Annotated in this window: 24 protein-coding genes and 2 pseudogenes; 7 read left to right on the top strand and 19 right to left on the bottom strand. The window is 56.4% G+C overall.

Annotation, left to right across the window (positions count from 1 at the left end):
- Window positions 1–31 precede the first annotated feature (31 nt).
- Entirely contained in the window at window positions 32–448 is a 417-nt protein-coding gene (locus tag P3T18_RS05975) for a response regulator transcription factor (RefSeq protein WP_429299049.1), read from the bottom strand.
- Between the two features lie 175 nt (window positions 449–623).
- Between P3T18_RS05975 and P3T18_RS05970 the strand changes: the two genes are divergently transcribed.
- Window positions 624–1754: an ATP-binding protein gene (locus P3T18_RS05970; protein WP_429298973.1), complete on the top strand. Its 1131-nt coding sequence runs from the start codon at window positions 624–626 to the stop codon at window positions 1752–1754.
- Window positions 1755–1784: 30 nt separating this feature from the next.
- Here P3T18_RS05970 and P3T18_RS05965 read toward each other — a convergent pair whose 3' ends face one another.
- Both P3T18_RS05965 and P3T18_RS05960 read right to left on the bottom strand, forming a co-directional pair.
- On the bottom strand, window positions 1785–2063 hold the full coding sequence (locus P3T18_RS05965; protein ID WP_429298972.1) for a hypothetical protein: 279 nt from the start codon (window positions 2061–2063) through the stop codon (window positions 1785–1787).
- A gap of 694 nt (window positions 2064–2757) precedes the next feature.
- On the bottom strand, window positions 2758–3093 hold the full coding sequence (locus tag P3T18_RS05960; RefSeq protein WP_429299048.1) for a LysR substrate-binding domain-containing protein: 336 nt from the start codon (window positions 3091–3093) through the stop codon (window positions 2758–2760).
- Between the two features lie 465 nt (window positions 3094–3558).
- Between P3T18_RS05960 and P3T18_RS05955 the strand changes: the two genes are divergently transcribed.
- Window positions 3559–3999, top strand: a complete 441-nt coding sequence (locus P3T18_RS05955) for a PRC-barrel domain-containing protein (protein WP_429298971.1) — start codon at window positions 3559–3561, stop codon at window positions 3997–3999.
- Between the two features lie 1124 nt (window positions 4000–5123).
- Here P3T18_RS05955 and P3T18_RS05950 read toward each other — a convergent pair.
- The 3 genes from P3T18_RS05950 to P3T18_RS05940 form a co-directional block, all read right to left on the bottom strand.
- Entirely contained in the window at window positions 5124–6725 is a 1602-nt protein-coding gene (locus tag P3T18_RS05950) for a histidine kinase famiy protein (RefSeq protein ID WP_429298970.1), read from the bottom strand.
- A gap of 210 nt (window positions 6726–6935) precedes the next feature.
- A complete protein-coding gene (locus P3T18_RS05945) occupies window positions 6936–7184 on the bottom strand; it encodes a DUF2934 domain-containing protein (RefSeq protein ID WP_429298969.1) in 249 nt (82 codons plus the stop codon).
- Between the two features lie 500 nt (window positions 7185–7684).
- Window positions 7685–8032: a response regulator gene (locus P3T18_RS05940; protein WP_429298968.1), complete on the bottom strand. Its 348-nt coding sequence runs from the start codon at window positions 8030–8032 to the stop codon at window positions 7685–7687.
- Between the two features lie 721 nt (window positions 8033–8753).
- Between P3T18_RS05940 and P3T18_RS05935 the strand changes: the two genes are divergently transcribed.
- The 3 genes from P3T18_RS05935 (at window position 8754) to P3T18_RS05925 (ending at window position 11137) form a co-directional block, all read left to right on the top strand.
- Complete coding sequence (locus tag P3T18_RS05935; RefSeq protein ID WP_429298967.1) at window positions 8754–9629, top strand: manganese catalase family protein; 876 nt, start codon at window positions 8754–8756, stop codon at window positions 9627–9629.
- Window positions 9630–9891: 262 nt separating this feature from the next.
- Window positions 9892–10293: a TIGR01841 family phasin gene (gene phaP / locus P3T18_RS05930; protein ID WP_429298966.1), complete on the top strand. Its 402-nt coding sequence runs from the start codon at window positions 9892–9894 to the stop codon at window positions 10291–10293.
- Window positions 10294–10717: 424 nt separating this feature from the next.
- Entirely contained in the window at window positions 10718–11137 is a 420-nt protein-coding gene (locus tag P3T18_RS05925; protein WP_429298965.1) for a hypothetical protein, read from the top strand.
- Between the two features lie 992 nt (window positions 11138–12129).
- Here the strand turns inward: P3T18_RS05925 and tnpC are convergent.
- Genes tnpC through tnpA form a run of 3 tightly spaced genes read right to left on the bottom strand, consistent with a single transcriptional unit; the run spans window position 12130 to window position 14504 of the window.
- A complete protein-coding gene (gene tnpC / locus P3T18_RS05920; RefSeq protein WP_429298964.1) occupies window positions 12130–13698 on the bottom strand; it encodes an IS66 family transposase in 1569 nt (522 codons plus the stop codon).
- Window positions 13699–13728: 30 nt separating this feature from the next.
- The gene (gene tnpB, locus P3T18_RS05915; protein ID WP_429298963.1) at window positions 13729–14073 is read right to left on the bottom strand and encodes an IS66 family insertion sequence element accessory protein TnpB; all 345 of its coding nucleotides are present in this window, start codon (window positions 14071–14073) and stop codon (window positions 13729–13731) included.
- A complete protein-coding gene (tnpA, locus tag P3T18_RS05910) occupies window positions 14070–14504 on the bottom strand; it encodes an IS66-like element accessory protein TnpA (protein WP_429298962.1) in 435 nt (144 codons plus the stop codon). The genes tnpB and tnpA overlap by 4 nt, the downstream gene beginning before the upstream one ends.
- Window positions 14505–15354: 850 nt before the next feature.
- On the opposite strand from tnpA, the gene P3T18_RS05905 reads away from it, so the two are divergent.
- Window positions 15355–15642 (top strand): hypothetical protein, encoded by a 288-nt coding sequence (locus P3T18_RS05905; protein ID WP_429298961.1) that lies wholly within the window; start codon window positions 15355–15357, stop codon window positions 15640–15642.
- Window positions 15643–15973: 331 nt separating this feature from the next.
- Here the strand turns inward: P3T18_RS05905 and P3T18_RS05900 are convergent.
- The 10 genes and pseudogenes from P3T18_RS05900 to P3T18_RS05855 form a co-directional block, all read right to left on the bottom strand.
- Window positions 15974–16356 (bottom strand): annotated as a pseudogene (locus P3T18_RS05900) (transposase); the annotation flags it as partial.
- A gap of 172 nt (window positions 16357–16528) precedes the next feature.
- On the bottom strand, window positions 16529–16741 hold the full coding sequence (locus P3T18_RS05895) for a hypothetical protein (protein ID WP_429298960.1): 213 nt from the start codon (window positions 16739–16741) through the stop codon (window positions 16529–16531).
- A 281-nt stretch (window positions 16742–17022) separates the two neighbouring features.
- A pseudogene (istB, locus tag P3T18_RS05890) lies at window positions 17023–17780 on the bottom strand (IS21-like element helper ATPase IstB).
- Between the two features lie 1567 nt (window positions 17781–19347).
- Window positions 19348–20169 (bottom strand): glycosyltransferase family 2 protein, encoded by an 822-nt coding sequence (locus tag P3T18_RS05885; RefSeq protein ID WP_429298959.1) that lies wholly within the window; start codon window positions 20167–20169, stop codon window positions 19348–19350.
- A complete protein-coding gene (locus P3T18_RS05880) occupies window positions 20170–21237 on the bottom strand; it encodes a hypothetical protein (protein ID WP_429298958.1) in 1068 nt (355 codons plus the stop codon). It lies immediately after the preceding gene.
- Window positions 21230–22324: a glycosyltransferase gene (locus tag P3T18_RS05875; protein WP_429298957.1), complete on the bottom strand. Its 1095-nt coding sequence runs from the start codon at window positions 22322–22324 to the stop codon at window positions 21230–21232. The genes P3T18_RS05880 and P3T18_RS05875 overlap by 8 nt, the downstream gene beginning before the upstream one ends.
- A gap of 31 nt (window positions 22325–22355) precedes the next feature.
- Window positions 22356–22745 carry a hypothetical protein gene (locus P3T18_RS05870; protein WP_429298956.1) on the bottom strand — a complete coding sequence of 130 codons (390 nt, stop codon included), beginning with the start codon at window positions 22743–22745 and terminating at the stop codon, window positions 22356–22358.
- A 946-nt stretch (window positions 22746–23691) separates the two neighbouring features.
- Window positions 23692–24240, bottom strand: coding sequence for a hemerythrin domain-containing protein (locus P3T18_RS05865; protein WP_429298955.1), 549 nt, complete (start codon window positions 24238–24240; stop codon window positions 23692–23694).
- Window positions 24241–24284: 44 nt separating this feature from the next.
- Entirely contained in the window at window positions 24285–24794 is a 510-nt protein-coding gene (locus P3T18_RS05860) for a ferritin-like domain-containing protein (RefSeq protein WP_429298954.1), read from the bottom strand.
- Window positions 24795–24897: 103 nt separating this feature from the next.
- On the bottom strand, window positions 24898–25776 hold the full coding sequence (locus tag P3T18_RS05855) for a manganese catalase family protein (RefSeq protein WP_429298953.1): 879 nt from the start codon (window positions 25774–25776) through the stop codon (window positions 24898–24900).
- 290 nt (window positions 25777–26066) lie between these two features.
- On the opposite strand from P3T18_RS05855, the gene P3T18_RS05850 reads away from it, so the two are divergent.
- Window positions 26067–26324, top strand: coding sequence for a hypothetical protein (locus P3T18_RS05850; protein WP_429298952.1), 258 nt, complete (start codon window positions 26067–26069; stop codon window positions 26322–26324).
- Window positions 26325–26327 lie beyond the last annotated feature (3 nt).

The following is a 26327-nucleotide window of genomic DNA, read 5'->3' as shown; positions in this document are numbered from 1 at the left end:
CGAGGGGCTGCTTCGCTCTGACCGCGGACCCTCACCGTCCACCGGCATTCGACTCAAACTTCGTCCAGCCGACCCACCTTCCTAAAGAGGCGCAGGAGGGAATCGAGGCTGCCGCCTTTCTGACAGTACGCGTCGAAACCCGCCACAATCCCGTCTTTCCGGATCGTAGGCTCATCCTGAGCCGTGAACGCAACGATGAGGATATGCCGGGTCTGCCAGTCCTGCCGCAGTGTTGTGCGACGGAAAAGCCATCCATGCGGGGCATGTTAATGTCAAGAAGCGCAATCTCAGGAGGGCAGGCAATAACTGCGGTGGCGACTTCCAGCCCGCTGAGCACATATTGCACGTTGTATCCTGACAGCGAAAGAAACAATGAAATGGCTTCTACCCCATCCCGGAAATCGTCGACCACGAGCAGCCGTGGGCGACGTATCCCCACCCGGAGCATATCGCGCTGAGTCCAGCGAGCGGTATTTAGAAGGAATGACATATGCTCGTACGGTACTATTGACATTAAACGCGTAATTGCGTGAGCAACGTCCGTTCCACATTTTCGAAAATCGCAAAGCATTCTTATCCCGGTATAACTACAAGCGACGCTCGTTTCCGCAACCGAGGATCACATGACGCTCTCAGACTTTATTGAAGCTAACCTGGATGGATTGATTGACGACTGGGCAGATTATGCCCGCACGGTCAGTCCGGCGGACAGTCATCTGTCGGAAGCTCAGTTGCGCGACTCGGCGAGCAGCCTGCTTAAAGGCATCGCTGCCGACATGCGGGAAGCGCAGACTGGCGCCCAGCAACTGAAAAAATCGCACGGCGGCCGATCCGGGCCGGATTCAGCGTTTAACCGGATCGGGCGTGTACATGCGGACGACCGTCTGTCTCACGGCTTTGGGATCAACGCTCTTGTGGCGGAATACCGGGCGCTGCGGGCGAGCGTTCTTCGCAGGTGGCAACTTAAGGCAATGCTCGACGCGGCGGCGTTTCAGGAAATGATTCGCTTCAATGAGGCAATTGATCAGATGCTCGCGGAGGCAGTCCAGCAATTTGCAACGAACGTTGAGCAGACCAGGGAGCTTTTTGCCGGCATGCTGGCGCACGACTTGCGTTCGCCAGTGGGAGCGATACTGAATACGGCGTACATCCTGCTGCAGGACGAGAATTTATCACCTACCAGCGTGCGAGCGGGCGCGAACTTGCAGCGCAGCGCCACCCGGGTCAAGGAGATGATTGACGATCTTTTTATCTTCACGCGTACGCGCCTCGGCGGCACCATCCCGGTTGAGCCGACCCAACAGGATGTCGGAAGCATCTGCCACGGCGCGGCCGATGAGGTACGCGCCGCGTATCCTGATGCGCGGATCGACGTGCGATTGGCGGGCGAACTGACCGGCATTCTGGACGGTGCCCGTATCAACCAGTTGATCGTCAATCTGTTAAACAATGCCGTCCAACACGGGGCGGGGGACCTCCGGCTGGAAGCTGCAGGCGATGGCGCGCAGATAATACTTTCTGTCTCCAACGGTGGTGCCCCGATACCGGCGAGCGCGATCCCTACGATCTTTGATCCGTTAACGCGCGCAGGTCATTCGCCCGTGCAGAAGAAGCCATCTTCCGGCATTGGCCTTGGCCTGTATATCTGCCGATGCATCGCGCGTGCCCATGATGGATCAATCGGGATTGAGTCTGACCAGAACGTGACGGCATTTACGGTCAAGATTCCCCGGTTCCTCGCTCCGCCACGCTAAATCTGCCCCTTTTTATCCACGCCGCGCGGGTCATTGAGGCCGAGCGACGTGCACGAAATCGCGGACGGTGGTCGCGGCCGTTGCCTTTCCCCGCTTTTCCAGGTCTTCCGCCAGTAGCTGCAAGATGCCGCGCAAATCGCCACCGGTGTGACGTTGACGGAATTTGCGAATCACCTCGTCAATAGCAGCGCGCTGGGAAGCAATGGACATCGCGCTGGAGATATGCGAACTGCCCCGGGCAATGTAGAGCCTGTAAATCGATCTGGCCGAATCAATGGGTTGACGCGTTGACTTTCGTTGGGACGCCATAAGGTCTCTCATTTTTTGATATGACCAGCATCACGTGAGGTGGCTTGAAGTGTCCCATTGGGCAGTATTGACGAACTGCATGGCCGGAACGCTATTTCGTAATTGTAGTGACCGCACGAATCGAGCCCAGTTCGACACGCGGGCGATCGCGCCTTCGTGCCGTAAGTGGCGGTTGATCGAGGTCTGTCGATCGCCGTGACCCAAGCAGAGGCTCTTCGCAGATTCCCGCTCATTTGATCGCCGTGCGAATGGTTTTCAACCGAAGCGTAAAACTTCAACGCGTCCGACCATGCAGCCGATCATTGGATCCGATCGTTAATTTACGACGATAGCTCGGGCCCGAGACATTCGAACGTCGCATCTCTATTAGAAGCGGTCCGAGGCCTTGATTCAGGTCGGCCGTCCGGTTGGGGTCGGGTTGCGCCAATCTGCTCTTCAAGTTCGTCGCCGGAATGCAGTCACTGAAAATCGGCTTCCGGGAAGCCGCCAGTCGCCAGTGAGTATTCCCGACCCATGCCGACTTCCGGACGACGTTGGGCGAATGGCTGGTTCGCGACCTGGTTCGGTCGCACGGTTAATGGGCGCGGGATATGCGTGAGCGGGCTCGGTGCGCTACTCCGCGCGGCCTGACCGCTTCGGCCGTGACCTAGACCGCTCGAGCTCTTTGTCATCGAGGACGTAGCCGGTGCAGTCATTACAGGCGAGCCAAAGCCAGATCGAGAAATGCTCGCACCCGCATGGGCTGAGCGGTCCTGTTCGGTAGTAAAAAGCGCAAACCGATGCGCGCATGCATATGCTGCAGGAGAACCGGCACCAGTCGTTTCGCACGGATATACGATGCAGCCGAGAAACTCGCGAGCTGCCCCATCACCTGCCCCGCGAGTACTGCTTGGACTTCAAGCTCTGTATCGTTGGTGGCAAATGCGGGAAACACCTGTCGATGTTCGAATTTCCCATCAACAGTCAGGTACCAGGGCGCGACCTTACCCGTGACCGGATGCCGGAAAACGCTGCAGCAGTGCCCCGTCAGGTCATTTAGTGTTGACGGTTTCGACGACCAGAACGCTGATGACCTTATTTCTTGCGCTCATGATGAATCTCACGTCTGCTGGCTGGTCGACGGTGGGCACCGGAATTCTTGTATTGCCTTTCCGAAGCGCCTCAGCGACGTGACCGGATATCAAAAGGACGGCGGAGCTCAATTTTTTTAAAATAGATCGGGCAATATGCGATCGCTGCCCCGCGGTAGCACGTCTTCTTCCACATGCCATCGGGGTTCAGGAATGGAGGCGCCGTTTTCGCATGAGGCGGACGTGCTGGACGGCGTAAGCTAGTGCGCCTCCCGATCTCGCGGCTTCGTGTCTCGCCATAGCGGCCTTTCGGTGACTCCACGTCCCCGGCTCGCCTGTAGACTCAGTGTCGAGCGCCTCTGGAATCTGTTGCGGGCATAACCGTTGCGCGTAAACGTTCTCTACCTAGAAATTTTGGAGGACGTATGAACACGCTGAATTCGCAAGACGGTATCGATAGTGGCCCAGGCGACGGGCCCGGCGTAAACGTGATGGCCAGTTCGACCGTCGAAGGCACCAAAGTTGTATCCGCTGATGGTGAGGACATTGGCAAGATTTCAGACATCATGCTTGACGTGCAGAGCGGCAGAATTGCCTATGCGGTGCTGTCAGAGGGTGGCTTTCTTGGGATGGGCACCACTCTTCACGCGATACCGTGGAATGCACTAACGCTCAATGCGGAGGAAGAATGCTTCCGTGTAAGCATCGCGGCCGCGCAAATCAAGAACGACCCCGGATTTGATAAGGACCATTGGCCGGCAATGGCGGATACAATCTGGGGGACCACTGTTCACCAATATTACAATCGGTCCCCTTACTGGTCATCGTCGCCTGACCTCAATTCAACGCGTCAAACGGAAATTTAAATATCCAGCGCGTGAAGCTAGTAGCTAGATCCGAACTGCGTGCCAGTTCCACTCATGATGACAGTCAAGAATGTGGTCAGGAATCGGCGGCATGTTCGGTCTTAATGCTTATGCTGGTGGGCGCGGCAGTCGGGTAAGGGTTTGCGGGCAGCGGTAGCGATCGTAACAGGACCGATAGTGGCCGCCGTTCTGCGGGGCAGGGCGGCACAGGTAAGAGCGCGCTAAACGCCGTTGGTGCAGCGGGGACCACATCAACATCAACGGGGCGACCACGAAGATGTGGCCCAACCGCGTGCCGCTGAAAGACCCCACGCTAGCCGTACCGCGGATACGGCACCCTCGGGCGTGCATTAAATACCATAATAAAAATTCATGGACTTTAATCAGTGACCAGCGACTTGAGTTTCGGGAATAGACGCTGGTTGTCTATTTCGTACCAATGCAGTGCTCAACTGATGGCTGGCGGAGACTACTTGGGCAAGTAAAATCCATGGGACGCTGTTGAGCGATCATCTGCTTTCGCCGTTTGCGCGATTTGTTGCTGCATTTTATTTGCCGGTGTCACCTAGGGTCGGCCCCGAGACGAATTCGGACGTAGGCGGTATCCACCTGGTTATCAGCGATGATTTGTTGTTGCCTTGTTACAATCGCTGTTTATTCCAATCTGACGTACTCAAGCGAGATTCACTGAGATAAACGAGCTCCGGTCGGACAGCTGGATTCGTTCCGGAGGTTGATTAGCTGAAGAGACCATGCGCAGTGAGCCTCTACAGACCCGCGGCGGAATTTCAATGGCCCTCCTTGGGCGATAACAATCCGTTTCGCTAACACAATAGAATTATTTTCGTGATGCAGGCGCAGTGGGCTACGATCAGAAACGCTTCAGACATACCACCGCGATACTTAGCGATTTGCTTTCTAATATAGGGCAGGCCGAACACCTGCAAGCAAGGTTTAATTGTCGACCTATCTGGCCTTGCGCACGTTGGCATTGGCATAGCTCATAAAGCAGTGGCAGCAATCGATTTTGAAGGAGCTGTCATTGCGGGACGGGAATAGTGATGATAGTGCTATGCGACTGCGGGAACCGTCTACCAGTTTACAGAATCTGCTTCATGCAAGCGCTAGCGTCGACGGTTATCATCCAGCACTTTGCGAACCTCACGCGCCAGGTCCGCCTGCCTGTATGGCTTGTGAATAACCTTGAATCGCGCTCCGTTGACATCGGTCACGTCTATAACCGCCTCGGCGTACCCGGTCGCTATGAGTACTCGGAGGTCTGGTCTCAGCCGCCTGGCTTCACGCGCAAGCCCAACGCCGTTGAGGATGCCAGACATTACCAGGTCGGTAAAAAGCAGGTCAAATGCTTCGCCTGAACCCAGGATTGCCAAGGCGTCCGCCGCGTTCAGCACAAGTCTGGTTGAATAGCCCAACTCGCCAAGCATCGCTTCTGCAACCTCAGCGACATCCCGGCGGTCATCCACAATGAGGACGTTTTCGCTCCCTGTCGGGCGAGGGACGTTCGAAACCACTGGCCGCGACTCTTCCTGTCTCTCAAGTGCCGGAAAGTAAAACGTAAAAGTCGTGCCGACCTTTTCTTTCGAGGAGACAGTGAGCGCACCGCCTGCTTGACGCGCAAAAGCCACCACATTGCTCAAGCCGAGGCCCGTACCCTTACCTTGCTCTTTAGTTGTAAAGAACGGGGTTAATACCTTTTCGACAACGTCCGGTGGCATCCCAACTCCATTGTCAGTGATGGCCAACGTTACATAGTGTCCTTCGGGCAAGTCGACGATGCCTTCCGAATCGCCTTTCGTTATCTGCCAACTGGCCGTATGCAGCATCAATCGCGGGTCGGCTCGTCGATCCAGTGCGTCCCGAGCGTTCAAAATGATATTAAGTACCGCCATTTCCAGTTGTGCGACGTCCAGAACGCAATTGCGCAGGCCGGCCGCATAGATAGTTTCGACTAAAACTGCAGGCCCAAGCGTTTGCCGCGCGAGTTCAAGCAGGTCGTCGCAAATCCCGTTGAGATTTACGGTACGACCTGCGAAAACCTGTTTCCGCGCGAATAGCAACAGCTGTTGGGTCAAAGACGATGCGGTTTTGACAGCGCCACGAATCCTCGCGATGTTTTTTAGTAGTGACTCGTTTCCCGCGTTCATCTTGACGCTTAGGTCGAGGAGGTCCACATGCCCGACCATGACCTGCAAAAGATTGTTGAAATCGTGAGCAACGCCCCCAGCCAGTTGCCCCAGCGCTTCCATTTTCCGTGCCTGATGCAAGCCTTCCTCAGCTTCATGTCTTCGGCTCACATCTACCTGTGATGCGAAGAAGTACACGAGCTCGTTCTCTTCGCTAAGAATCGGCGCAATGAACAGTTCGTTCCAGAATGTCGACCTGTCCTTTCTGTAGTTGAGAACCTCAGCAGCGAACTCACGCCCCTCTGACAAAGCAACCCGAAGTTCCGAAAGCACTAAAGGGTCTGTATCGGGACCCTGTAGGAACCTGCAGTTATGACCATAAATTTCAGAGTCGCTGTAGCCGGTCAGCTTCCGGAACGCGTTATTGGCGAAGATGATTGGATAATCGGGAAGACGCGCGTCCACGACCAGCATGGGAGTACGAGTCGTTGTTACGGCAGCGAAGAACAGGTCATCCTGATGAAGACCGGATTCCAGATTATTTTCGCGGTTTGGGCGGGGGACGTCTCCTGCTGAATGCATGATTGGTACTCCTCGAACGCTGCTGTCCAGTACGTGGTCCAATTCTCATGCGTTCGGCATCCATATGGGTGCGACGCAGTCACATCTGCTGCTTAAGTCAAGGAAGCCGTGGGGAAGCCCTGACAACGGACGGTGGCTTTTGAGCCGGTATTCTCTTCTCGCCGATACCCCAAATGGAACTGAAACGTCTCAATCAATGGAAGAAAGTCGTTATGGATTTTGCTTGGACTTGGATGACTCGAGTTCCGGGGCCGAGAAAGCCGTTACCCTTGCGTCCTTGTCATGTGTTCCTTCCTTAACGGCGTCGTTCAATTCGGGTTCTTCGTTTGCCTCCGGCTGCTTGAGCTTCGTGCGCGCTTCGTGCCAGAAATCTTCATCTTGGCCTTCCGGGCTGCCAGCGGCCCGCCAAAGTTCGTATGCGCGGCTTCGAATATCAGACTCGGAAATTTCGGTACTCATTTTTGCCTCGGTTGTAATCAGCAGGCATGGGTTTAATGCCTTCTATGAAATTGAAAGGGCGGCAATGCTCTGAGCATCTACCGCCTTCCTATCATGGGCCTATCGTAGCGATACAGGGCCAAAGATTGTCGAAAGGTGCTTTGCACTCAGCAGGCGTCGACCTTGGGTGTTTTGCGCCTGATACTCGCAAGGACTCCCAAGCGATGGCTTCAAGCATCGCTGCCAATCAAAAAATGGTCACCTGAGTCAATGCCCTGCGCCCTCTTCAGCAACCGAGGCGAGTACAGTCAGTTAATGAAACCATGTGGTTGGGCCGTGGGTAGGCTACGTGCGCACGCCACGGCACCGGCTATTCGCATTATCAACAATGTTAATAAGGAATTCGAAATATAGTCATATTTTACCAAACCTGGAAAAATTCGTTCACGGGACACCGGGAAGACCTTATTACGCAATCTCCCCGGGCAAGAGCAGTGGATGTAGATCTCGGTCAAAAAGCCTTACGGTAACTGGACAGAGTGAAGCACTTCAAGTAACTGTGTAGGCTCAAATGGCTTGGCGAGGAACATGTGGATGGGGAGGCCTGGCTCAGGGGCGGCGGCAGACATCAAAACAACGGGAATGTCCGATAATGCGGGGATTGCAAGCAGCGCACAAACCATCCCCGGGCCGTCCATGCGGGGCATCATCACGTCGGAGACAATGATATCGGGTCGTTCCCGCACGATTTCCAGCATCGCATGCTGTCCGTCTGCCGCCGTGTGCACGCGATAGCCATCACCCGTCACGATGAATTCAAGAACCTCGCGCAGGTCCGCGTCGTCATCCACAAGTAGTACTAGCGTCATAAGCGGCTCCTTTTGCTCCGACCAGCGCAACAGCTGTTCCTGGAAGCCTGATTCGACCCTGCATGGCAAAGGGGCGACAGCTGGGGTCTACGCGGCGTCCGTGGGCAAAGCCAACAAAAGAAAGCGGCACACCGCGGGCTGAATCCGCATCCATGAGACATGGAGGAGACATCTTTCAAACTACTGTGCCCGCAGGCCGGTTGCAAATTGCCAAAATAGTTTCCTGGCGTCTCGGGCTTCGCATGCCCCGCAGCTAGGTCCGTAAGGCGAATTCCGCTGCGTGTGCCCAGGTGGGAGCGACTATCAATGCGATTCTAATTTTCCGGCGCAACGTTGCCGGAAGCGCGCGACGGCCTTTCGCATATCAGAGCGTATCTCACGGCAGGATGAACAGGGCTGAGGTCTGGGTGGACGAAGCATCGTGGCCGCCGCTTAGTTTCCTTGAGGATGCAGCGGCCGCATGAGGCCGTCATCTGGAAACTGGTAGATGCCTGCAAAAAATTTCCAAAGAATCTGTCCTCGGGAACACGCCATGCGCAGATGTCAGAAGGCTCTCCACCTTCGCGGCGCGTTGCCGCATTCGGCCAGAACGATGCGTTCTGAGACTTCAGCCGCGAACCGCCCGATCTGCTGTGTGGCGCATTGCTCGAGGCTCCTGAAATCCAACTAGCCCGACATTTAAGGCAATCGTCTGTGATGTCTCGGTTGAAAGGAAACCATCATGTTTGTACATAACAAGCGTCTTCAGTACACGGTACGCGTTACCGCTCCGAATCCCGGTCTCGCAAACCTGCTGCTCGAGCAGTTCGGCGGCCCGCAAGGCGAGCTTGGGGCAGCCTGCCGTTATTTCACGCAAGCTGTCAGCGAAGATGACCCGGGTCGGAAAGACCTGCTCTTTGATATTGCAACGGAAGAACTAAGCCATCTGGAAATTATTGGCTCCATCGTCGCAATGCTAAACAAAGGAGCTAAAGGTCAACTCGCGGAGGCAGTCGAAAGCGAAGCAGAGCTGTATCGCTCCATGACCGGCGGCGGGAACGATTCGCACACCACGTCGTTGCTTTACGGCGGGGGCCCAGCCCTGACAAACTCCGCTGGCGTACCATGGAGCGCGGCTTACGTGGACACCATCGGTGAGCCCACAGCCGACCTGCGCTCAAATATCGCAGCAGAAGCACGAGCCAAGATTGTCTACGAGCGGCTGATTAACGTGACGGACGACGCAGGCATCAGGGAAACGCTCGGCTTCCTGATGACACGTGAGATTGCCCATCAGAAGTCTTTTGAAAAAGCCCTTCATTCGATTCAGCCCAATTTTCCCCAAGGCAAGCTTCCCGGTGTGCCCGAATTCACAAGTGTCTACTACAACATGTCTAAGGGTGACGATTCCCCACGTGGCCCGTGGAATGAAGGACCGGACTGGGAATTCGTTGAGTCACCGGAGCCGGCGGTCGACGGCGGTGACGGACTCGCGAGCGTCAACGTGTCAGGCAAAGACGTCAAGGTTTTAAGCGCGATGGCCGCGCGCACCGCTTCCGATACAGCTGTTGACCCTGTAACCGGCGCGGATTTAGGTGCCGGCCAGGCAGTGGTGTAAGCGCCTGCGCTTGATATCGGATGCCATGCGCGTCTTTGATTGCCTCCCGTCGATTTTTGAGACCGGCACTAACGCGACAAACCGTAAAGGTTCGTCTGCTTGGCCCATCGCAGATAACAAGGGCTCAATTGACTTCCAAGCGCATGCGCATAGAATGAAACGTGCTGCACTGCAACATTGCCTTTTAAGTCTTCTATACGTGCATTTTTCGGTCGGATATCCGACAGCTAGTGCACTTATCGCACCTCTCTCTGGAGCAGTTATGAGCACACCTTATCCCCAACATGCACTGGCCACACAATCGGCGAACATCCAGCAATTGTTCACGTTTTCGACGAAGGTCTTCGACGGATTTGAAAAGCTGACGGCGTTGAATCTTCAGGTGTTCAAGGCCACGCTGGCGGAGAACTACGCGTTGTCGATGAAAGCGCTGTCATCGCGACCCGACGAATTGCTCGCGCTGTCGGCAAGCCTCGCGATGCCGACGGCGGAAAAGTGTTTGGCGTACAGCCGCCATGTGGAGGAAATTCTTGCTGATGTTCGGAGCGGAGTGGCTTTATCTGGTCAATCACAGCCCCAGCGCTATCAGCGTGACGCCAGAGGGTTTGTGGCGGACCTCACAAAGGTGGCTTCAGCTGGAACGGACATAGGCGTAACGGAATAAGAACCCGCGGCGGCGACCACGATGACGTCGAAGGAAAGACGCTGGTTCGTATGGCTGGTATCGCTCGTCAAATTCCTTGTAACGAACGCAGAATCGCAATGGCGTGTCTGCGGCAGTGTGATCGCATTATTCCCCGCAACGCGCAAGAGCGTTGGTCCGACGGAATTGTTGGATGGGAAGGGTGCGTCGGTAGAGAGTCAGAGCACCATAGTAATATCGCGGTCGACAGCGTTAGTCATTGGGGCATGTTGCATAGTCCGGAAGTATTGCAGGCTGTTGCACGACTACTCGCTGAACCTGAACATCGAGTGGTTCGAATTCTCACTGACAAATGTGCTTCGGCGACCCGCTAGCCTAAAAGCGCATATCCACGGAAGTGCGGAATAGTGACAAGAAAATATCCCGGCAAAGAAGGAGACGGAAGGTGAAGCGTGATAGCAAGCTTATTAACGCCCGAGAGCCACGTATTGAGGCCACATTTGAGCTTGAACTGGCGGTGGGAGCGTCGCACGTTGCTAGCATGCTGCACGTCGCATCGCGCACAGCTTGCATAGAAGATTTGGTTCAGCGCTTTGTTCGTAATCATGGTCGTATTGACCTGAATCCGTTTCTCGAGGTGCTCGCCGAAAAGCTTGACGCGCGCGCGAACCCTGATGGAGCTTTTGCAGTCCGACATTACGCAGCACACGGTGTTGTTTCGTTCGAACCCGTTGCATCCGTTGGCGTCAGGCCGATTAAGCGCGGGGTCAAGCCCAATGCGACCCACTCGACCAGCTTGACAAGTAGCAGGTTGTCGCGTGACGCGAGCACGTTGCCGAAGGCAGCAGCCAATATAAAAAAATAAAGTGATGACCAGCACGGCATGCGAATTGCCGTTTAACGAATGGTGGGTTCACACTTTCCGGTGCTAACGATCGCTGTTTGCTTGAGAAGACGACCATGCGACGCGCAGAAAAGCTTGCTAATTTCGGCATCCTGATAAGTGTTTCAGGAGCTGCGCGCGCAAGATGCAGGCGGCGGAGCGGCAGGCGGGCAAGGCGGCACTGGCATGGGCACGCCAAACGCAACGGGTCAATGGGAGCAGTATCAGGCGCGTCGGGTGCAGATACAATGGCGCCTTCCGGTTCTACTATGCCCAAGAAGATGCCAAAAAACCGAATGCACCCATGCCGGCGTCAGCTACCAATCCGGCGTCCGGTGGTAGCTAACCGCTAAATGAGCGCGGTCAAGCGAGGCTGTTCAGGCGCCGCAGCGTGATAATGATCGGTGATTGATGGCTGACCGCGCCTTCCGGCAGGTGATAGTTGCTGGCCAGTAACATCAATTGACTCGCGTGCATGAGCGACGTTTTGCAACCGATAGCGATTTCGCAACAGTCATATGATGGCCGATAAAACGATTTCTGCCGGTCTATGAGTGCTGTAGACGCACATCGTAGCGCTGCAGCGCTAGAAGTATCCGGCGCTGGGCCCCCGGACCAATCGGAGACTTAAAAAGGCGACGCCAGACCTCCATGTCAGCGTGCTGGCTTAAAGCGCCTGCAGCTTTAATCGCGCCTGGCACTCGCCTGTTTTTGACTTCTGTGTAGGTGTTCATTGCATCAGGTAAAACTGGCTTTGACTTTTCATCATTCTCCGCGAAAGTAAGATTCATGGTTCACCCGCAACATGTTCTTGCAATCGAAAGAAGCTCTAAGTGACGCAAACGGCCCCTCAAGCATAGGCTTCAACGCATTTCTAATGCATCAGCAGTGGCTGCTGCAACGTAAGCGGCTCGCCTGGGCCATTCGTGCATTCGCTTGCGCGTGAGGCATGATGGTGATCAGGAACTGCCCGGTTAGGTAGCGGGATCCGGTGGACTGGCTGGCTTGCGCAGCTTGTCGGCCACACGCCAAGGCAGGAGTTCGTCGATGCGATTGATTTTGTGGTCAGCGATGTGAGTTAGCACATAGTCCAGGTAGGCACGCGGATCGATGTCATTCAATGTGCAAGTGCCGATCAGCGAGTACATCGCGGCCGCCCGTTCGCCGCCACTGTCGGAGCCAGCAAATAAAAAATTCTTCCGACCCAGGCTTACACAACGCAGCGCATTTTCGGCGATGTTGTTGTCGATCTCGAGCGTACCGTCTTCGCAATAAAGCGTCAGTGCGGCCCACTGATTGAGCGAGTAGTTGATCGCTTTGGCGGTATCGGACTTCGACGACAGCGTGTCGAGCTTCGCCCTGAGCCACGCTTCATAGGTTTGAAGCAGTGGCCTGGCTTTCTCCTGCCGTATTCGCCGCCGTTCGGCCGCCGGCTTGCCGCGTATGGTGGCTTCGATGCTGTACAGCTCGCCGATATAGTTGAGCGCCTTCTGCGTCGTGTCGGACGGCGTGCGCACGTGAATGTCGTAGAACTTTCTCCTGGCGTGGGCATGGCATGCCGCCTCGCGTATCGAGCTATCGCGGAACAGCTCATCGAAGCCCGCATAAGCGTCCGCTTGCAGGATCCCCTTGAAGCTGGCGAGATGGGTTTGAGGGTGGATGCCCTGTCTGTTCGGCGAGTACGCGAACCAGACCGAAGCCGGTTGCGTCGAGCCCGAGCGATGATCGTCGCGGACGTAGACCCACAGCCGGCCGGTACGCGTTTTCCTGTTGCCTGGTGCAAGCACCGGGATCGGCGTATCGTCCGCGTGTAGCTTTGTGGCCGCCATCGTATAGCGGCACAGCGCCTCTATCAGTGGCTCGAACAACGCCTCGCACTGGCCAACCCAGCGGCCCGTGCTGGCCCGGTCCAGCGTCACGCCGTCGCGCGCCGCGATCGCCGATTGCCGATACAAGGGCTGGTGGTCTGCGTATTTGGAGACGAGAATGTCCGCCAGCAGGCTCGGATGGGCGATGCTCCGCTCAATCGGCAGACCGGGCATGGGCGGCTGTGTGATGGTGCTGCAGCATGGGCAAACCAGTTTGCGCCGGATCGTGCGAATGATCCTGAACGCCGCTGCGACGCGGCCGAGTTGTTCGGACACGTCCTCACCGAGCGTCTGCATCGGTTGACCGCAGTCCGGGCAACTCGACTCGCACTCGAGTACGTGATCCTCGCGTGGCAGATGCGCAGGAAGCGCTTGTCTTGATGCCGCAATGCTCGTCGCCGCACTTGAGGCGGACGCGTTTGCACCGTGCGCCTGCGCGCGCTGCACATCAGCTACGCCGCGCCCGGCAGCCAGATCCTCGAGTTGAGTCTCGAGCGTCTCGATCTGCCGCTGCAACTGCTCGGACTTGCGACCGAACTGCATGCGCCTGAGCTTGTCGATCTGGGCCTTGAGCTGCTCGATCTCGACATCCCGTTCGGCAAGCATGCTACGGGCCTCGACCAGCAGGGCCTTCAGGAGTTCGACATCGTCAGGAAGATCGGCGCCGTTCGACATGCGCCTTAGTTTACGAGTCTGCCGCGCGGTTTACAACATCGATAACGCGGCGGTGCGACGGGGCTGTCTCCAATCGATCCCCTCAAGAAGCATCGACAGTTGTGCAGAGCTCAGATGGACCTTGCCACTGTCGGCCTGGGGCCATATAAAGCGGCCTCGTTCAAGCCGCTTTGCGAGAAGCCAGATTCCGTCCTCGGTTGCCCAAAGGATCTTCACCAGATCGCCGCGACGGCCCCGGAAGATGTAGATGTTGCCGCCCAACGGATTCTCTTCGAGCGCTGTTTGCACCTTTGCGGCTAGCCCCTGAAACCCTGCACGCATATCGGTGACGCCCGCAGCGATCCAGATTCGCGTGCCTGCCGGGAGGGAAATCATGCGCGCAGACTACCCAGCACGATCCGCAACATGTCGGCATCGACCAGGCCATTCACCATGACCACTACGCGACCGATCCGGATCTCGATCGTGCCGGCAGTTGCTACAGGCTTCGTGTCCTGCGCTCGAGCTTCTACCAGAGATGATGCACCAACCTCCGCTGGCGTGTCGCTTACCAGCACGACCGGAATGAGCCCAGCAGACTGAGCTTGCTGGTCGGCCAGATATTTCCGCCGCCAGGTGAACAGCATGTTCGCATTGATGCCGTTCTCGCGCGCCAGTTTCGCGACTGATACGCCGGGCTCGCAAGCCGCCGCCGCCAGTCGCTCACGAAGCTCCCGGGAGTAATTCGGGCGGCCCATCCGGGTGCCCGGCTTCTTCTCTTCAGACTGTGACAAAGTGATGCCCATCAGATCGGAAATGATGGGCATCACTTTGGTGTCTATCTCAGTCAACGTCTACAACGGCCGGCGCGAGCCGCTTACGCTGCAACTACAGCGAGAGTGTCTGATGACGCCGCATCACCAAGGGGTGAACGCGGCCGAACTACACGACGGGATATGTCCACCGACATGACACGTTTTGCACGCGTCGGAAGGCGTGGTTATTGACCTGACCCACTTGCGCTAACGGGGGCGCCTGGTCCGCTGGGGGCCGCTGTTCCACCAAGTTCAGTCGCCGGGCCGGCAGCGCCCGCTTTCGGTGACGTCGACTTTTTGATATGAGTCGAATGATGCACTGGCGCATCCTGAACGTTGTCACCAGTATTCAGCCCCTTTGCTGATGCCGGGGCATTACTCTGTGCAAAAGCGTTGCAGGTGAGCGTTACCGTTGCGCAAACTGCGCACATTAAAGTAAAAACTTTCATCTAAAAACTCCTTGAACAACGATGGAATGAATCAACAAACATACGTGACCGTAGAGGGTATATGGACTCACTATGCAGGTCAGATTGAGCAGGTGCCATGCCCGGAAGGCTGTTCGCAATGACGTCCATCTAGTGTGACACGCTCCCCTTAATTGGGCGGAGATGGTCACAGCAATGATGCTGCGAATCGACGCCACAACAAGTTTGCTAAACTCCGGCGTCAATCAGGATTGAATTCGCTTCGGCAAGACGCGGAGGCCCCAAGGACGGGTGGTTGAACTTCCCGCTTCAATCACTGGGGAAACCCCTATCCTCATCACATTGCTTGTAATTTGACACTCGCGTAGTGTTCCGATGAAACGTCTGAAGGCGTTCATAAAATAGTTGAACCTGAGAGAGAAGTCCAAAGGCTGATGAATCTACTTGTCGAACGCGATATCGCGCACGTCGGCCGGGTCATGCGCGTTTCCATAATGACTTGTGCGCCGCAGGCGCCGCTGGTCAATTATTGGCGTCGACGAGTAACTTCGCTTATGGGTGAGGAGCATCTGGCAAAGCTTCAGCTAAGTGCGCTGCAAGATTTGCTGGCAGAGTTGACTGACATAGAAATACAACTGGCGCAAATGCGGTCAACAAGGTTGCAAGAACAAACGCTGGTCGCTGACGTCAATTCGGCAGGGCAGAAAATCAAGCTAGCATAACCGCTAGCCCCGTATCGGCAGCAGCTGAGCGCGGGCAATAACTTTGAGCGGCCGGCTAGGTCGGTCGGCCGGAGCATTACGCCTTCGCGATGGCAGAAGATGACTGTGTTCAGAACCCAAGCTGAAGGGCATTGAAATGCTGTTGAAAGCGATGAGCGAGAGAATGCATGTCTCTCAGGTTCTGGCACGGCCCTCGGAAGGTCAGAACCATTGGCCGGGAAGTTCTTCCCGGCCTTCTTTCGATAAAGCAATGCAAATCTCGGTGAGAGTCAGCGTGTGTTGATTTTCACCAAGTCCAACCCATCGGATGCGGACATTTTCCTGGACTGATTTACGTGGTTAGGACGAGGCTTTCACGGTACTCGATGGGGCTGAGATAGCCAAGCGAGCCCTTGATCCGTTTGTCGTTATACCCGCGAATATAGGCGTTCAATACCTCAACGAACTCCGCGATAGTCGTCGAACGCCAGTCTCCTGGATAGAACATCTGGGTCTTCAGCCTGCCGAAGAATCCCTCACAGGCGCGTTGTCTGGTGAGCAGGCCTTACGCGACATGGATCGGACCAGATTAGCCTTTGCAACCCGCAATAGCCTGCCCGGCCAACGGTAGTGGCCACCCCGATCGGAATGCACGATTGGCGTCTCATCGTCCTCGGTCACGGCTTCGATAGCCGCATCTAACATGGTATTGACGAGCTCTGCGTCGGGGCTTGAAGACCCCTTCGAATTGTCGACTGGCCTGAGACATTTGGCGACGCAACACGTGAGCTTAAGACGCCGCCTTTCTCAGGTTAATAAGACAATCGTACATCGCTTGATCATACCGACACATGCGCGGTATAGATGAGGCACGTCGCATGGAAGTCGACGGTTGATTTATGCAGTCTCAAAGCTTAGGCACGATAACTCCGAGAGCTTGCTGGGCCATCTCCAACTTGTTGAGAGCTTCAACTGCATCATCCGATACAGGCAATAGCGATATGTACGCCTGCGCTTCAGTAATAGCCTTCATCGCATCAGTGAGCTTGAAAATGATCGCCGTCAATTCTTGGGGCGTAGCGGGAACGGCGCGCTGGGTCTGGCCATTAGGGACGGTCATGTCACTGTCAAATCCGCGTGATCTAAATGTGCTTGAGGATATCACACCGATTTATAAGGAACCCCGCTTTACCGCGACGGCGTCCAAGGTTCTGATTTGCCTCTACGGTGTTGATTTTCACGGAGTCTTAACCCACCGGGTCAATTCAGCGTGAACGTCAACAAGCCGCAAACATTTGGTGCGTAATTCGTGGGAGCTGGACACGCGTTTCGCGTGAAGGTGGACAGCGGTTTCGCGCGAAGCTGGACGTTCGGAGCGCAGCGACGCGGGGGTTTCGATATTCACTCTGACTGCTGGTTTTCGGTCAAACTCTTTTTGCGTTTTCGCATCGAATCACCGCTAAGATTGATGCGATAGGTGTTGTGAACGAGCCGGTCGAGATGGCATCACCGAGCGTCGGATCGCCGAGCGCAGCATGCCAGCTATCAACTGGAATTTGGCTGGTTACCAGGGTTGAGCGGTGGCCGCGTCGATCATCGAGGATCTCAAGCAGGTCACGCCGTGTGCTGTCAGTCATCGGCGCCATCGCGAGATCGTCCATGAGCAACACGTCGGTCTTGGCCCACTGCGCCAGCAGCCGGGCATATCGACCACTACCGTGTGCGATGGCGAGTTCCTCGTTAAGTTTGGGAACTCTCAGGTATAGCGCGGAGTAACCAAGACGACACGCCTGCTTCGCCAGCGCACACGCCGGCTAGGTCTTGCCCAGGCCCGTGGCGCCGACGATCACGGCGTTGCTGCGCTCACGAATCCAGGTGCCGGTGAGAAGCTAGCTGACGAGTCCACGATCCAGGCCGCGTGCCGATCGGTAGTCGATGTCTTCGGGCCCCGCGTCGGAGAACTTGAGTTGCGCCCGGCGCAACCGCGCCGCAGTCTGCCGGGATTCGCGCACGCTGACCTCCCGTTCGACGAGAAGCCCTAGTTTCTCCTCGAAACTAAATGCCTCGACGTCGGCGAGTCTCTGCTGCTTGGTAAGCGCGTCAACCGTGCCGTTCACGCGCAGCTCGTGCGGTTTGTTAATGGTTGGGTGTTTCAGCATAGTGCTTCTTCAGTGGTAGTAATCGGGCCCGCTATCATATTCCGATTATTGCGATTACCGGATGGCGACAGGAAGAGGATCGCCGTAGGTCGAAAAACGCGGGTGTCGACTGTCATTTCGTCAAGCCAGTCGATGTTGTTGCACTTGAAAATCTGCTTGCCTCGATCCCGCTTTAGTGGATTGCAAAAATGCGTACAGTCTGCATCGTCAACCGGACGCATTGATGTTCAGCGACCGTTAAGCGTTTAGAATTGTCGCTAGTTAAGACATGGCTATCGGGTGTCAAGCCGGAGCCAGATCGCACGTCGCGCAATCGTGCCGCAGCAGGCTCGCATTCGGTAGCAGCCAACTTGAGGAAGGGTTTTCCGAGTACTGGACCACACGTGCCTCTGAGCGATGGGCCTCAGATTCGCCTCAATCATGAATTGTCTAATTGCTTAGTGACCCTATGGAGGACGCTCGATCACCTGTCCAACCTTCATGCCTAACAATCAAACCGCGTCGTCTGGTCGCTCGACGCCAGCCAACGCTGCGTCTCGCCCTTTGCCTTTTCCGGATTTCCATCTCTGCTATCCAAAATTATCGGGTTATATCGTAGCTGTACCGGAGCAGAGGTTGCTAGGCCACTTTGTCACGGTGGAGCTTTGTGACGAGTATGCAACCGTGGGCTCCTGTAGGGCGGTTGCTATCCGCCGGGCACCCGCCATCAGCAATAGCGGCGAGGACGCGAAGAAGCAGGTATCAGTGGAGCGACTATCGCAAAGATAGTGTCAGGGTTTTTTTTTTAATTCGAACCTCTCCTGTGAATGGTCGCTCGTGATTCGCAGCGAATGTTCCCAAAAGCTAATGCCACGTCAAACGCTCGGAGCGGCGACGTTCTTGATGATGAAACCATTAAAGTCAAGAGATGGTCACGGGACAGCGTGAGCGGTCCGGTCGAGAAAGGCGGCGCTTGGAAAGTAGTAGCCTGGGACGGGCTTTGCCCTCTCGATACCACAGGCCGTATCGAGGATCAAGCCATGAGCGTAAACATTCTTCTGCATTAAGGTTCATCGATTGGAGCCAACGTTTCGCCGCATTCGAATCTAAAAGCCGGCACCGTCTTCGTCAATTCCAAAGAAAATGGGCATTGGCGCGCCGACTCCAGCGGACGGTGCCACGCTTTCGTGTATTCGCTTAGTCGCGTGTTCACTACCGGTTCCGCGACGGAGCTCGCACTGCAGATTGCACAGGCGGTGGACACGGCGGACGCTGAGATCGCCTGCAACCACAGCGACGCTCGACCAGACGCCTTTGCAAATGCCCTCCATGCCGGACTGTGAAACGCATTGGGGTCCACGATCCGAACCGAACGCCAGCGTCCGGGCATGCCTGCTAAGAACAGTCAATCGATTGACTTGGGGTTTTAGGAAGCAGGTGGAAATGATTTGGTCCGCTCAGGAAGTATCTTGATCGACTGCACGGGTCAGGTATTGGACGCGCTAACGTCCTTGGCAGGAGAGTTATGTCCTGCGTTATGGGGTGTAAAGCTTCTGGCTCAGATTGCAAGAAAGGCCGGTCGAGATAGTTACTGCCGAGTAGAGCCAATTTCGACAGCGGTCGGCATCTTTACTATGGTTATGAGGTTTGCTTTGATACTGATAAAGCCAGCAGCCTCGAATGCGTCTAGCCATCCCTGCATTGGCCACATTCCCCATCTGTCGCGAAACGTCTGCGCATTCCTGACAATTGCAGCGAGGTGATTGATGGGTGGATTATGACTTGTGTGGTGCTGGTGAAAAGCTTTCGCGTCAACAAGTCGTATATCTATTCCTTTTGCTTGCGCTCGAAAGGAAAAGTCGGTGTCCTCACCGCCATATCCAATATACGCTTCGTCAAATCCTTCGATACTGGTGAACGTGACGCGACTGCACGCGAAGTTCAGTGACCAGAATAGTTCGTGCGGAAGTACAAAGCCTGCGGCACGATCCACGAATACCGGATGAATTTGGCCGATGCGGTCCAGATGAGCCTCATCCCAGTCGCGCAGATCAGTAGCCGGAAGATATTGGACGCGGCCCTGCAGCAGGCTGTTCGCGTTCTGTGCCAAGCCTTCCTGATAGCTAGAGAGGAGGGACCGGGAAGGAATGCAGTCGACGTCGAGAAAAACCAGCTGCGCAGCTACGGACGAAGCGACGGCCAGATTACGTGCGCGCGCGAGTGGAAGCGCATCATCAGTTGTCTGCACAGAAACATTGATGATGGGAAACGAATCGCTGTGCCAGGGATGAACCGCCTGATTCATTTGCACGATAACCAGATGTTCAGGCAGGATGAGGGAACGCTCCAGCCCAGTTATGAGATTCGTAAGATGATCGGCTCGCCCATGTACCAGTGTCAACACGTCCATTCATATCACTCCGGAAGGTCGCGGGCGAAACTCTTCGCTGGCAGTCCGTTGGATCTGGGTCGCCGCCAACGCAGCGCCACCCTGATCGACGTCGATCCATCTGTCCGGGGTAAGTCGCATGGCACGATGTAGCAAACCTTCCCACTCCCCAAATGCAGGAAACGCGTTGCAGACGATAGCCTGACCTGTTTTGGCAAGCAGCCTGGCGGTGGCCTCCTGTTCGCCAAACGGTCGTTCCTCGGGAATACAGACAAAGCGCGAGCGCAAATGTGCAACTTCGCTCACCACGCTATCGCCTGCGGATCCCACAACGACGTCAGAACGCAGAAGAGGACCGCGAGGGTTCTCTACCAGTCCCATGAATGTGATGTTGCCCGCATCGGTTACCACTGCGGAATCCTCAATTGGACCCAGAACAATCCACGTCCAGTCCGGACATGCCCGCGCCGCCTCTCGAAGTCCTGCTTCGGAGAAACGGGTGCCGCCCGAGCCGACTATGACGGTGACGATTTTCCGGGCGTCTGCAAATTTTTTGCGTTCGGTGGTGAGGGTGCTTCCGTAGCGGGAAATCAGGCCCGCGTAGTCGGTTTTTAGCTTCCAGCTCTTGGGTACATCGGGCAACTCCCAGCTTTCCGGGTAGGGCGCAAGTAGCTTGCTTGCGGTTTCATAAGCACACTCATGCGCGGTATCGGACCGAATTCCGCGTTGTCGAACATAGACGACCGGAACTCCGCACAACCGGGCAAACGCAGCTATCTCTACGGACACGTCGACGACGAGTAAGCATGGCCAATGCTGTTCGAACCAGTGGGACAGTATCGCCATGCGCTTCCTGATGCCGCTGGAACGTAGGGGCGCATAGTGAAAATGCGAAAACCGCGCGGGCACGGTGTTTTCGTCGTGATCGGCCGGCAGTGCTCGATAACTCACTCCGTTATTCTGCCGATCGCTCACCAGAGAACTGAAAATCGTAACGGGACCCTTGATGTGCGATGCGATGGCTTGCGCACGTCGGAGATGTCCACTGCCATGGTGGTGAACATAGAACGCCACGTTTGTCTCAGGCATTCAGATTACCTGCGAAGGTTTCTGCACGACTGCAGCTGATCCGCTCAAGAAGCGCCTCATACTGCGTTACCATGTTTTCAATGTCCCAGAGCATTTCGGCCCGAACCCGGCATTCCCACCGCGACATGCTCATTGCGATCCTGATCGCGTCTGCGAGCGCATCGACGTTGTCGGGCTCCGCAAGCGCGACGGTTTCCGGCGATGCGAGCTCTTTGATCGCTCCGCGAGCAAACGCTGCGACGGGGGTCCCGCACGCCAGCGATTCCGCAACCACGAGCCCGAATGGTTCGTCCCAGCAGGGCGTCACCACGCTGACCGCCGCGTGACGAACGTGCCGGGCCAGCTCATCGCGGGAAAGATGTCCAAGATATTGAACCTGCGCATTGAGGCGCGGTTTTATCTGGTCGTTGAAGTAACCTTCGTCCGTAACGAGTCCGGCGAGTCGAAGCGGCACACCGGCCCGGATTGCCGCGTCGATGGCATGATGCGCACCTTTCTCCGGGACGAACCGGCCGCTCCAGATCGCGTATGAACGGTCAGGCGTGTCCGTGGGAGTCCAGACATCCAGTGCAATGCCGTTCGGTATGATGCTGCACTCTGGAACCTGTTCGCGCCAGGCGTGTGCATTGAATCGGGAAACCGAGCAGTAGTGACCGCCACCTCGCTCATGCTGCGCAGTTGTGGCATTAATGAGTTCAAAAAACGGGGGTGTGTGAATAACGGTTAGCATCGGCGTACGAATCATCCCGCCCATTGTGATCGGCACATAGTGCAGGGAGTTGTTGAAAATTACGTCGAACTGCAGGTTGTCGATCGCCTGCATGCAATTCATGTAGGCGTGATGCTCAGCGATGTATTCCGCGCTTAGCTGATCGTGCATCTGGCGGGGTGAATTCGTACGAGTGGGAAACCGGATTGTTATCGGCTCGACCGGAAGGCGACCGTCCGTCCCTGCAAGCGCGAAAAGGCGCACATCGTTGTCCCGTGCCGCGAGGCGATGAGTGATCTCGTAGGTGAAGGCTTCCAGACCGCCGGCGAACGGCTGAGCGATGGGATGCTTTAGATGCGCGAGTATGGCTATTTTCATTTGGTGTGCTCATTCGATTGAACCGACGCGTTTATCCGGCGTTTCCTTTGAAATCAGACCTGCAACGCGAAAAACTAAGTTCCTCATTGGCGGTCGGACGATCCATTTTCGTGCCCGGATCGTCCTCAGGAGAGAGTTGCGTAAAGTAGAAGCACGAAGTCCCCAGTTCGCCTTGAAGGCCGCGAAACCGTTCACGAAGAAGGTTCGCCAGGCGTGAATTTGGCGTGTTTACGCGAACCGTATCGCAAAAGCTGCTTATGGGACGATATAACTCTCCGTTTTTTGAGGCTAAGCGTTCTTTTGTGCGCGGCGTTCCGGTCGGACGGTCAATCGCCTCGCATTGCGGAAACGCCGCCCCGGCAGTTGGATGTCCAGGAATCCAAGCAAGAAACTGGCGGCGGACTCCGTCGAGCCCTGCCAAACCTCCGCCTCCCGTCGGTCGGGCTGAAAAGTGGCGCGACGCTGTGCCATTCGTCGTCGGTCAAAGGCTCGTAGGGCATGGTACGTGGGTGTGAGAAAACTGCAGGTTTTTATGTCCCATCATTTAACTGCACGCTCCCTTTTTATTGCAAGTCCTCCGCGACTATTACGCAGGCGCGTCGCCGCCCTGCCACTCAGAAGACTCACCATTGGTTCCCGCCTACGGCCGAGCGCTAGCGTTCAACGTGCTTCGCAGGCACCGTTATAGTCGACCGGCGTAACCGCGTCGGCATTAGGGCACGGAGTGGCCGGCTGGGTTGTGCTCGCGGCGGTTTTAGATGCCGTTCAATGCCACGCGGTGGCCGGTCCAGGGGCGGGGTGCGGGTGAAAATTTACTCTGGCGATAGCATGGAAGTACCCTCCTGTGCAGCATCGAGCACGGCACTTGCCCCCAGACACAGGGGCGTGAAAGGGAGAAACGCTGGCTCGCGGGACATTGCCCGGGCAACCCGGAGAAGGATTGGCCAGAGTCGCGGCAAACCAGACCTGTTTGCCGGGCAGACAGTTCAATGCGGATCAGCCTCTATTTGCGCCATGTGCGCCCGCCAGCCGTTTGTGAAGCATCCGGAGTGAAATCAGTGACGTGATCAGCCGGTCCATGTCCGCATCGTCTTCGCTATGTCCAGTGCCCGGCTTCATCACGCGGCGCATCAGATCCGGATAGGTGTGCCGGATTCTGAGTTCGCTCTGACGCGGAACCTCCCGGTCTATCCAGAGCATCCGCTCTTTCGGATCATCGTTGTTCTGCGTGACGTTTTTCGGGAACTGTGTATGGAGCTAGGCAGAAGAATCCGGTGTTTGCCAGGCACGTTCTAGCCGTAGTTGATCGCGTTGCCGTCCGGGCCGGCGTCATCCGCCGGCCGGCCATCGTTACGTGCTACATCCGGCTAATGGAGCCGCGTCGTGCGATCACCGACGTCTTTCGAGAGCTTTGCTTCAAGCGCAGTTTTACGCTTTTCAATCTCTGCTCCAAGGGTCTCTAGGTCGGCCTTGGACTTTCGCAGTTCCGGAAAAAGTTCCGACTCTTCTTCCTCGATATGGTGGTTCACCATTTCCGTAAGGACCTTGAAGGTTGCGTCGAACCCCTTATCGCCCGGTTTAAGTGTGGTGAACTTGTCGATCAGTACCTTAACGAGGTAATGCTCGACATACGCTTCTTCCACGTCCGGGCGTTGATCCTCATCGAGTGCTTCCTGAGCGGCGGGGTAAAGCAGCTCTTCTTCGAGAATGGTATGGATACTCAACTCTTCGCACGCCCGCCGGACCAGCGTGCCCTTGCGATCCAGATCATCGTCGCCGGCTCTTTTGAAGGCATCAAAAAGACCCTGCACTGTACGATGATCGGCGACGAGAATGCTGAGCGCGTCTTTTGACGCCGGAGCGGCTTGGCGCGTGGAGACATTTTCCTGCTGGGACACTTTATTCTCGGATTTCATTTTAGTACTCCTTCTTTAAAGAAGCGTTGTCGGGATCTGCTTGCTTACCGTTTGGCATCATCGCGTTCGCTGGCCGAACGCAGCAGAAACTTCGAGACCGTCTGCGGGAGGTTTTCGTACAGCCACGTGGCCATTGCCTGCTCCTCAACCAGTGTCGACTCGCACGCCCGGACGGTTTCCTGATCGCCGACCGTCTGCGCAGCAGCGATGAGGGTGCGATACATTGCAATCTCCGTATGCTCGAACACGTAACCCGCCAGGCCGCCCTTGACCACTTCGTCGGACATGACCATTCCACCGGCGCCCTGGCCGAAGGCCGCCATCCTGCCCATCAGATCCTTCATAGCCGATGGACTGGCGTCATACCGGTTCAGGCACTGCTCAAGTAACAGCTGCTGGCCCATCGTCTCCTGAAGATGCTGCTCGATGCGGAGCTTCAGATCGGGATAGTGTTCCAGCCTGCCCGCCTGTGCTTTAAGCATCGTTTCAGCCTGCTTTTCCATGGCGTACGCGTCGCGCAGCCAGTCAACCAGATGTTCCTGTGGGGTCGTCATGGCGTTACTCCCTGGCCGCCCAGCGGCCTGATCGATCAAGATGTAAGTTGGCGGGATCACACCGGCCGTCTGGCCGTCTGCCCCAGACGGCCGGCGGATCGCACTAGATCTTGCTGGTTGCCTGGCCCGAGCCGAGATCGGCGCCCGTCGTGGGATCGATATCCGTCGCCGATGCCGTGCGGGCCGCCATGCCTTTCAGCACCTCAAGATCCTGCGTATCTACGTTGACCTGGGCGGTGCCGTCTCCGCCGTCAACAGCCGGTTGCGGCGATCCGTCAAACTGCCATTCAGGCCCTTCGTTCCACGGGCCGCGCATGTCGTCACCCTTCGACAGGTCGTAGTAGACGCTGGTGAAGCGCGGATCGCCCGGCAGTTTCCCCTGCGGGAAATTCGGTTGAATGGAGTGCAGCGCCTTTTCAAACGACTTCTGATGCGCGATTTCCCGCGTCATCAGAAAGCCCAGCGCTTCCTTGATGCCCGGATCGTCGGTGACGTTGATGAGCCGCTCATACACGATCTTCGCGCGGGCCTCGGCAGCAATATTGGAGCGCAGATCGGCAGTCGGTTCGCCGATCGTATCGATGTAGGCGGAAGTCCACGGTACGCCTGCCGAATTGGTCAATGCCGGACCGCCGCCATAGAGCAGCGCAGTGGTATGCGAGTCATTGCCGCCCGCAGTCAGCGACCGATAGAGCTCCGCTTCCTCTTCGACCGCTTCGGCTAACTGACCTTTGGCACCCTTGTTCAGCATGGCGACGATTGAGCCGATGATCTCAAGGTGACTGAGCTCTTCGGTGGCGATATCGAACAGCATGTCCTTCCGGCCGGGGTCATCCTCAGCTACCGCCTGGGTGAAATAGCGGCACGCAGCCGCCAGTTCCCCCTGGGGGCCGCCAAACTGTTCGAGCAGAAGATTCGCGAGGCCCGGGTTCGGTGCGGCGACGCGGACCGTGTACTGCAAACGCTTGTTGTGGGTAAACATAAAATCTCCTTTTTCGAGGCAAAACGTTCTCCCGGTGCGCAGCGCACCCGGTCAAACAGTTGGTTTCCCGGACATGGCACGTGCAGGAGGTGCCCCCGCCATTCGGGTGTCCGGGTCTCGAAGCCAGCGATTCGTGGACTTCGGCCAGAAAGCGGTGCGACGTACCGCGGAAGAGAAATGCTCGCGTTGACGATTCAGCATGGAGCGTGCCGCGGACTGGGGCTCTCTGCAAATGCTTTGGGTTCACTCCTTGCTGCACCTATCGAACACGACCCACCAAAGGAGGCCTTATGCCTGATCCGACCACCAGCAACAATCATCCTGACCCCGAGGACAGTAATACGCCGGAGGAGCATTACGCGCCCACGAAGCGGGTGTCGGACGAAGACGCCCAACACGCGCTGGATGGGGGCGATAAAGAAAAGATTGACCGTGCGCTCGACGAGCTTGACGTATCGACTACCAAGTCTGGCGCGGACCAGTCGGCGATGCCAGACACGGAAGGTTCCAATTCATCCAGCAAGAATCTGGACAAACAGGATGACTAATTG

Origin of the sequence: Paraburkholderia sp. GAS199 (assembly GCF_050436585.1) — a bacterium.
Lineage (GTDB): Bacteria > Pseudomonadota > Gammaproteobacteria > Burkholderiales > Burkholderiaceae > Paraburkholderia.
The sequence above is the reverse complement of the archived record's forward strand: the minus strand, read 5'-3'. Positions and strand labels throughout refer to the sequence as shown.

Excerpts from the sequence above, each read along its gene's own strand:
- P3T18_RS05935 (WP_429298967.1), top strand. The coding sequence starts at position 8,754 with ATGTTTGTACATAACAAGCGTCTTCAGTACACGGTACGCGTTACCGCT.
- P3T18_RS05860 (WP_429298954.1), bottom strand. The coding sequence starts at position 24,794 with ATGACGACCCCACAGGAACATCTGGTTGACTGGCTGCGCGACGCGTAC.
- tnpA (WP_429298962.1), bottom strand. The coding sequence starts at position 14,504 with ATGCCCATCATTTCCGATCTGATGGGCATCACTTTGTCACAGTCTGAA.
- P3T18_RS05875 (WP_429298957.1), bottom strand. The coding sequence starts at position 22,324 with ATGAAAATAGCCATACTCGCGCATCTAAAGCATCCCATCGCTCAGCCG.
- P3T18_RS05895 (WP_429298960.1), bottom strand. The coding sequence starts at position 16,741 with ATGACCGTCCCTAATGGCCAGACCCAGCGCGCCGTTCCCGCTACGCCC.
- P3T18_RS05945 (WP_429298969.1), bottom strand. The coding sequence starts at position 7,184 with ATGAGTACCGAAATTTCCGAGTCTGATATTCGAAGCCGCGCATACGAA.
- P3T18_RS05965 (WP_429298972.1), bottom strand. The coding sequence starts at position 2,063 with ATGGCGTCCCAACGAAAGTCAACGCGTCAACCCATTGATTCGGCCAGA.
- P3T18_RS05940 (WP_429298968.1), bottom strand. The coding sequence starts at position 8,032 with ATGACGCTAGTACTACTTGTGGATGACGACGCGGACCTGCGCGAGGTT.
- P3T18_RS05950 (WP_429298970.1), bottom strand. The coding sequence starts at position 6,725 with ATGCATTCAGCAGGAGACGTCCCCCGCCCAAACCGCGAAAATAATCTG.
- tnpB (WP_429298963.1), bottom strand. The coding sequence starts at position 14,073 with ATGATTTCCCTCCCGGCAGGCACGCGAATCTGGATCGCTGCGGGCGTC.
- tnpC (WP_429298964.1), bottom strand. The coding sequence starts at position 13,698 with ATGTCGAACGGCGCCGATCTTCCTGACGATGTCGAACTCCTGAAGGCC.
- P3T18_RS05955 (WP_429298971.1), top strand. The coding sequence starts at position 3,559 with ATGAACACGCTGAATTCGCAAGACGGTATCGATAGTGGCCCAGGCGAC.
- P3T18_RS05975 (WP_429299049.1), bottom strand. The coding sequence starts at position 448 with ATGCTCCGGGTGGGGATACGTCGCCCACGGCTGCTCGTGGTCGACGAT.
- P3T18_RS05885 (WP_429298959.1), bottom strand. The coding sequence starts at position 20,169 with ATGGACGTGTTGACACTGGTACATGGGCGAGCCGATCATCTTACGAAT.
- P3T18_RS05970 (WP_429298973.1), top strand. The coding sequence starts at position 624 with ATGACGCTCTCAGACTTTATTGAAGCTAACCTGGATGGATTGATTGAC.
- P3T18_RS05850 (WP_429298952.1), top strand. The coding sequence starts at position 26,067 with ATGCCTGATCCGACCACCAGCAACAATCATCCTGACCCCGAGGACAGT.
- P3T18_RS05855 (WP_429298953.1), bottom strand. The coding sequence starts at position 25,776 with ATGTTTACCCACAACAAGCGTTTGCAGTACACGGTCCGCGTCGCCGCA.
- phaP (WP_429298966.1), top strand. The coding sequence starts at position 9,892 with ATGAGCACACCTTATCCCCAACATGCACTGGCCACACAATCGGCGAAC.
- P3T18_RS05865 (WP_429298955.1), bottom strand. The coding sequence starts at position 24,240 with ATGAAATCCGAGAATAAAGTGTCCCAGCAGGAAAATGTCTCCACGCGC.
- P3T18_RS05905 (WP_429298961.1), top strand. The coding sequence starts at position 15,355 with ATGAATCTACTTGTCGAACGCGATATCGCGCACGTCGGCCGGGTCATG.
- P3T18_RS05880 (WP_429298958.1), bottom strand. The coding sequence starts at position 21,237 with ATGCCTGAGACAAACGTGGCGTTCTATGTTCACCACCATGGCAGTGGA.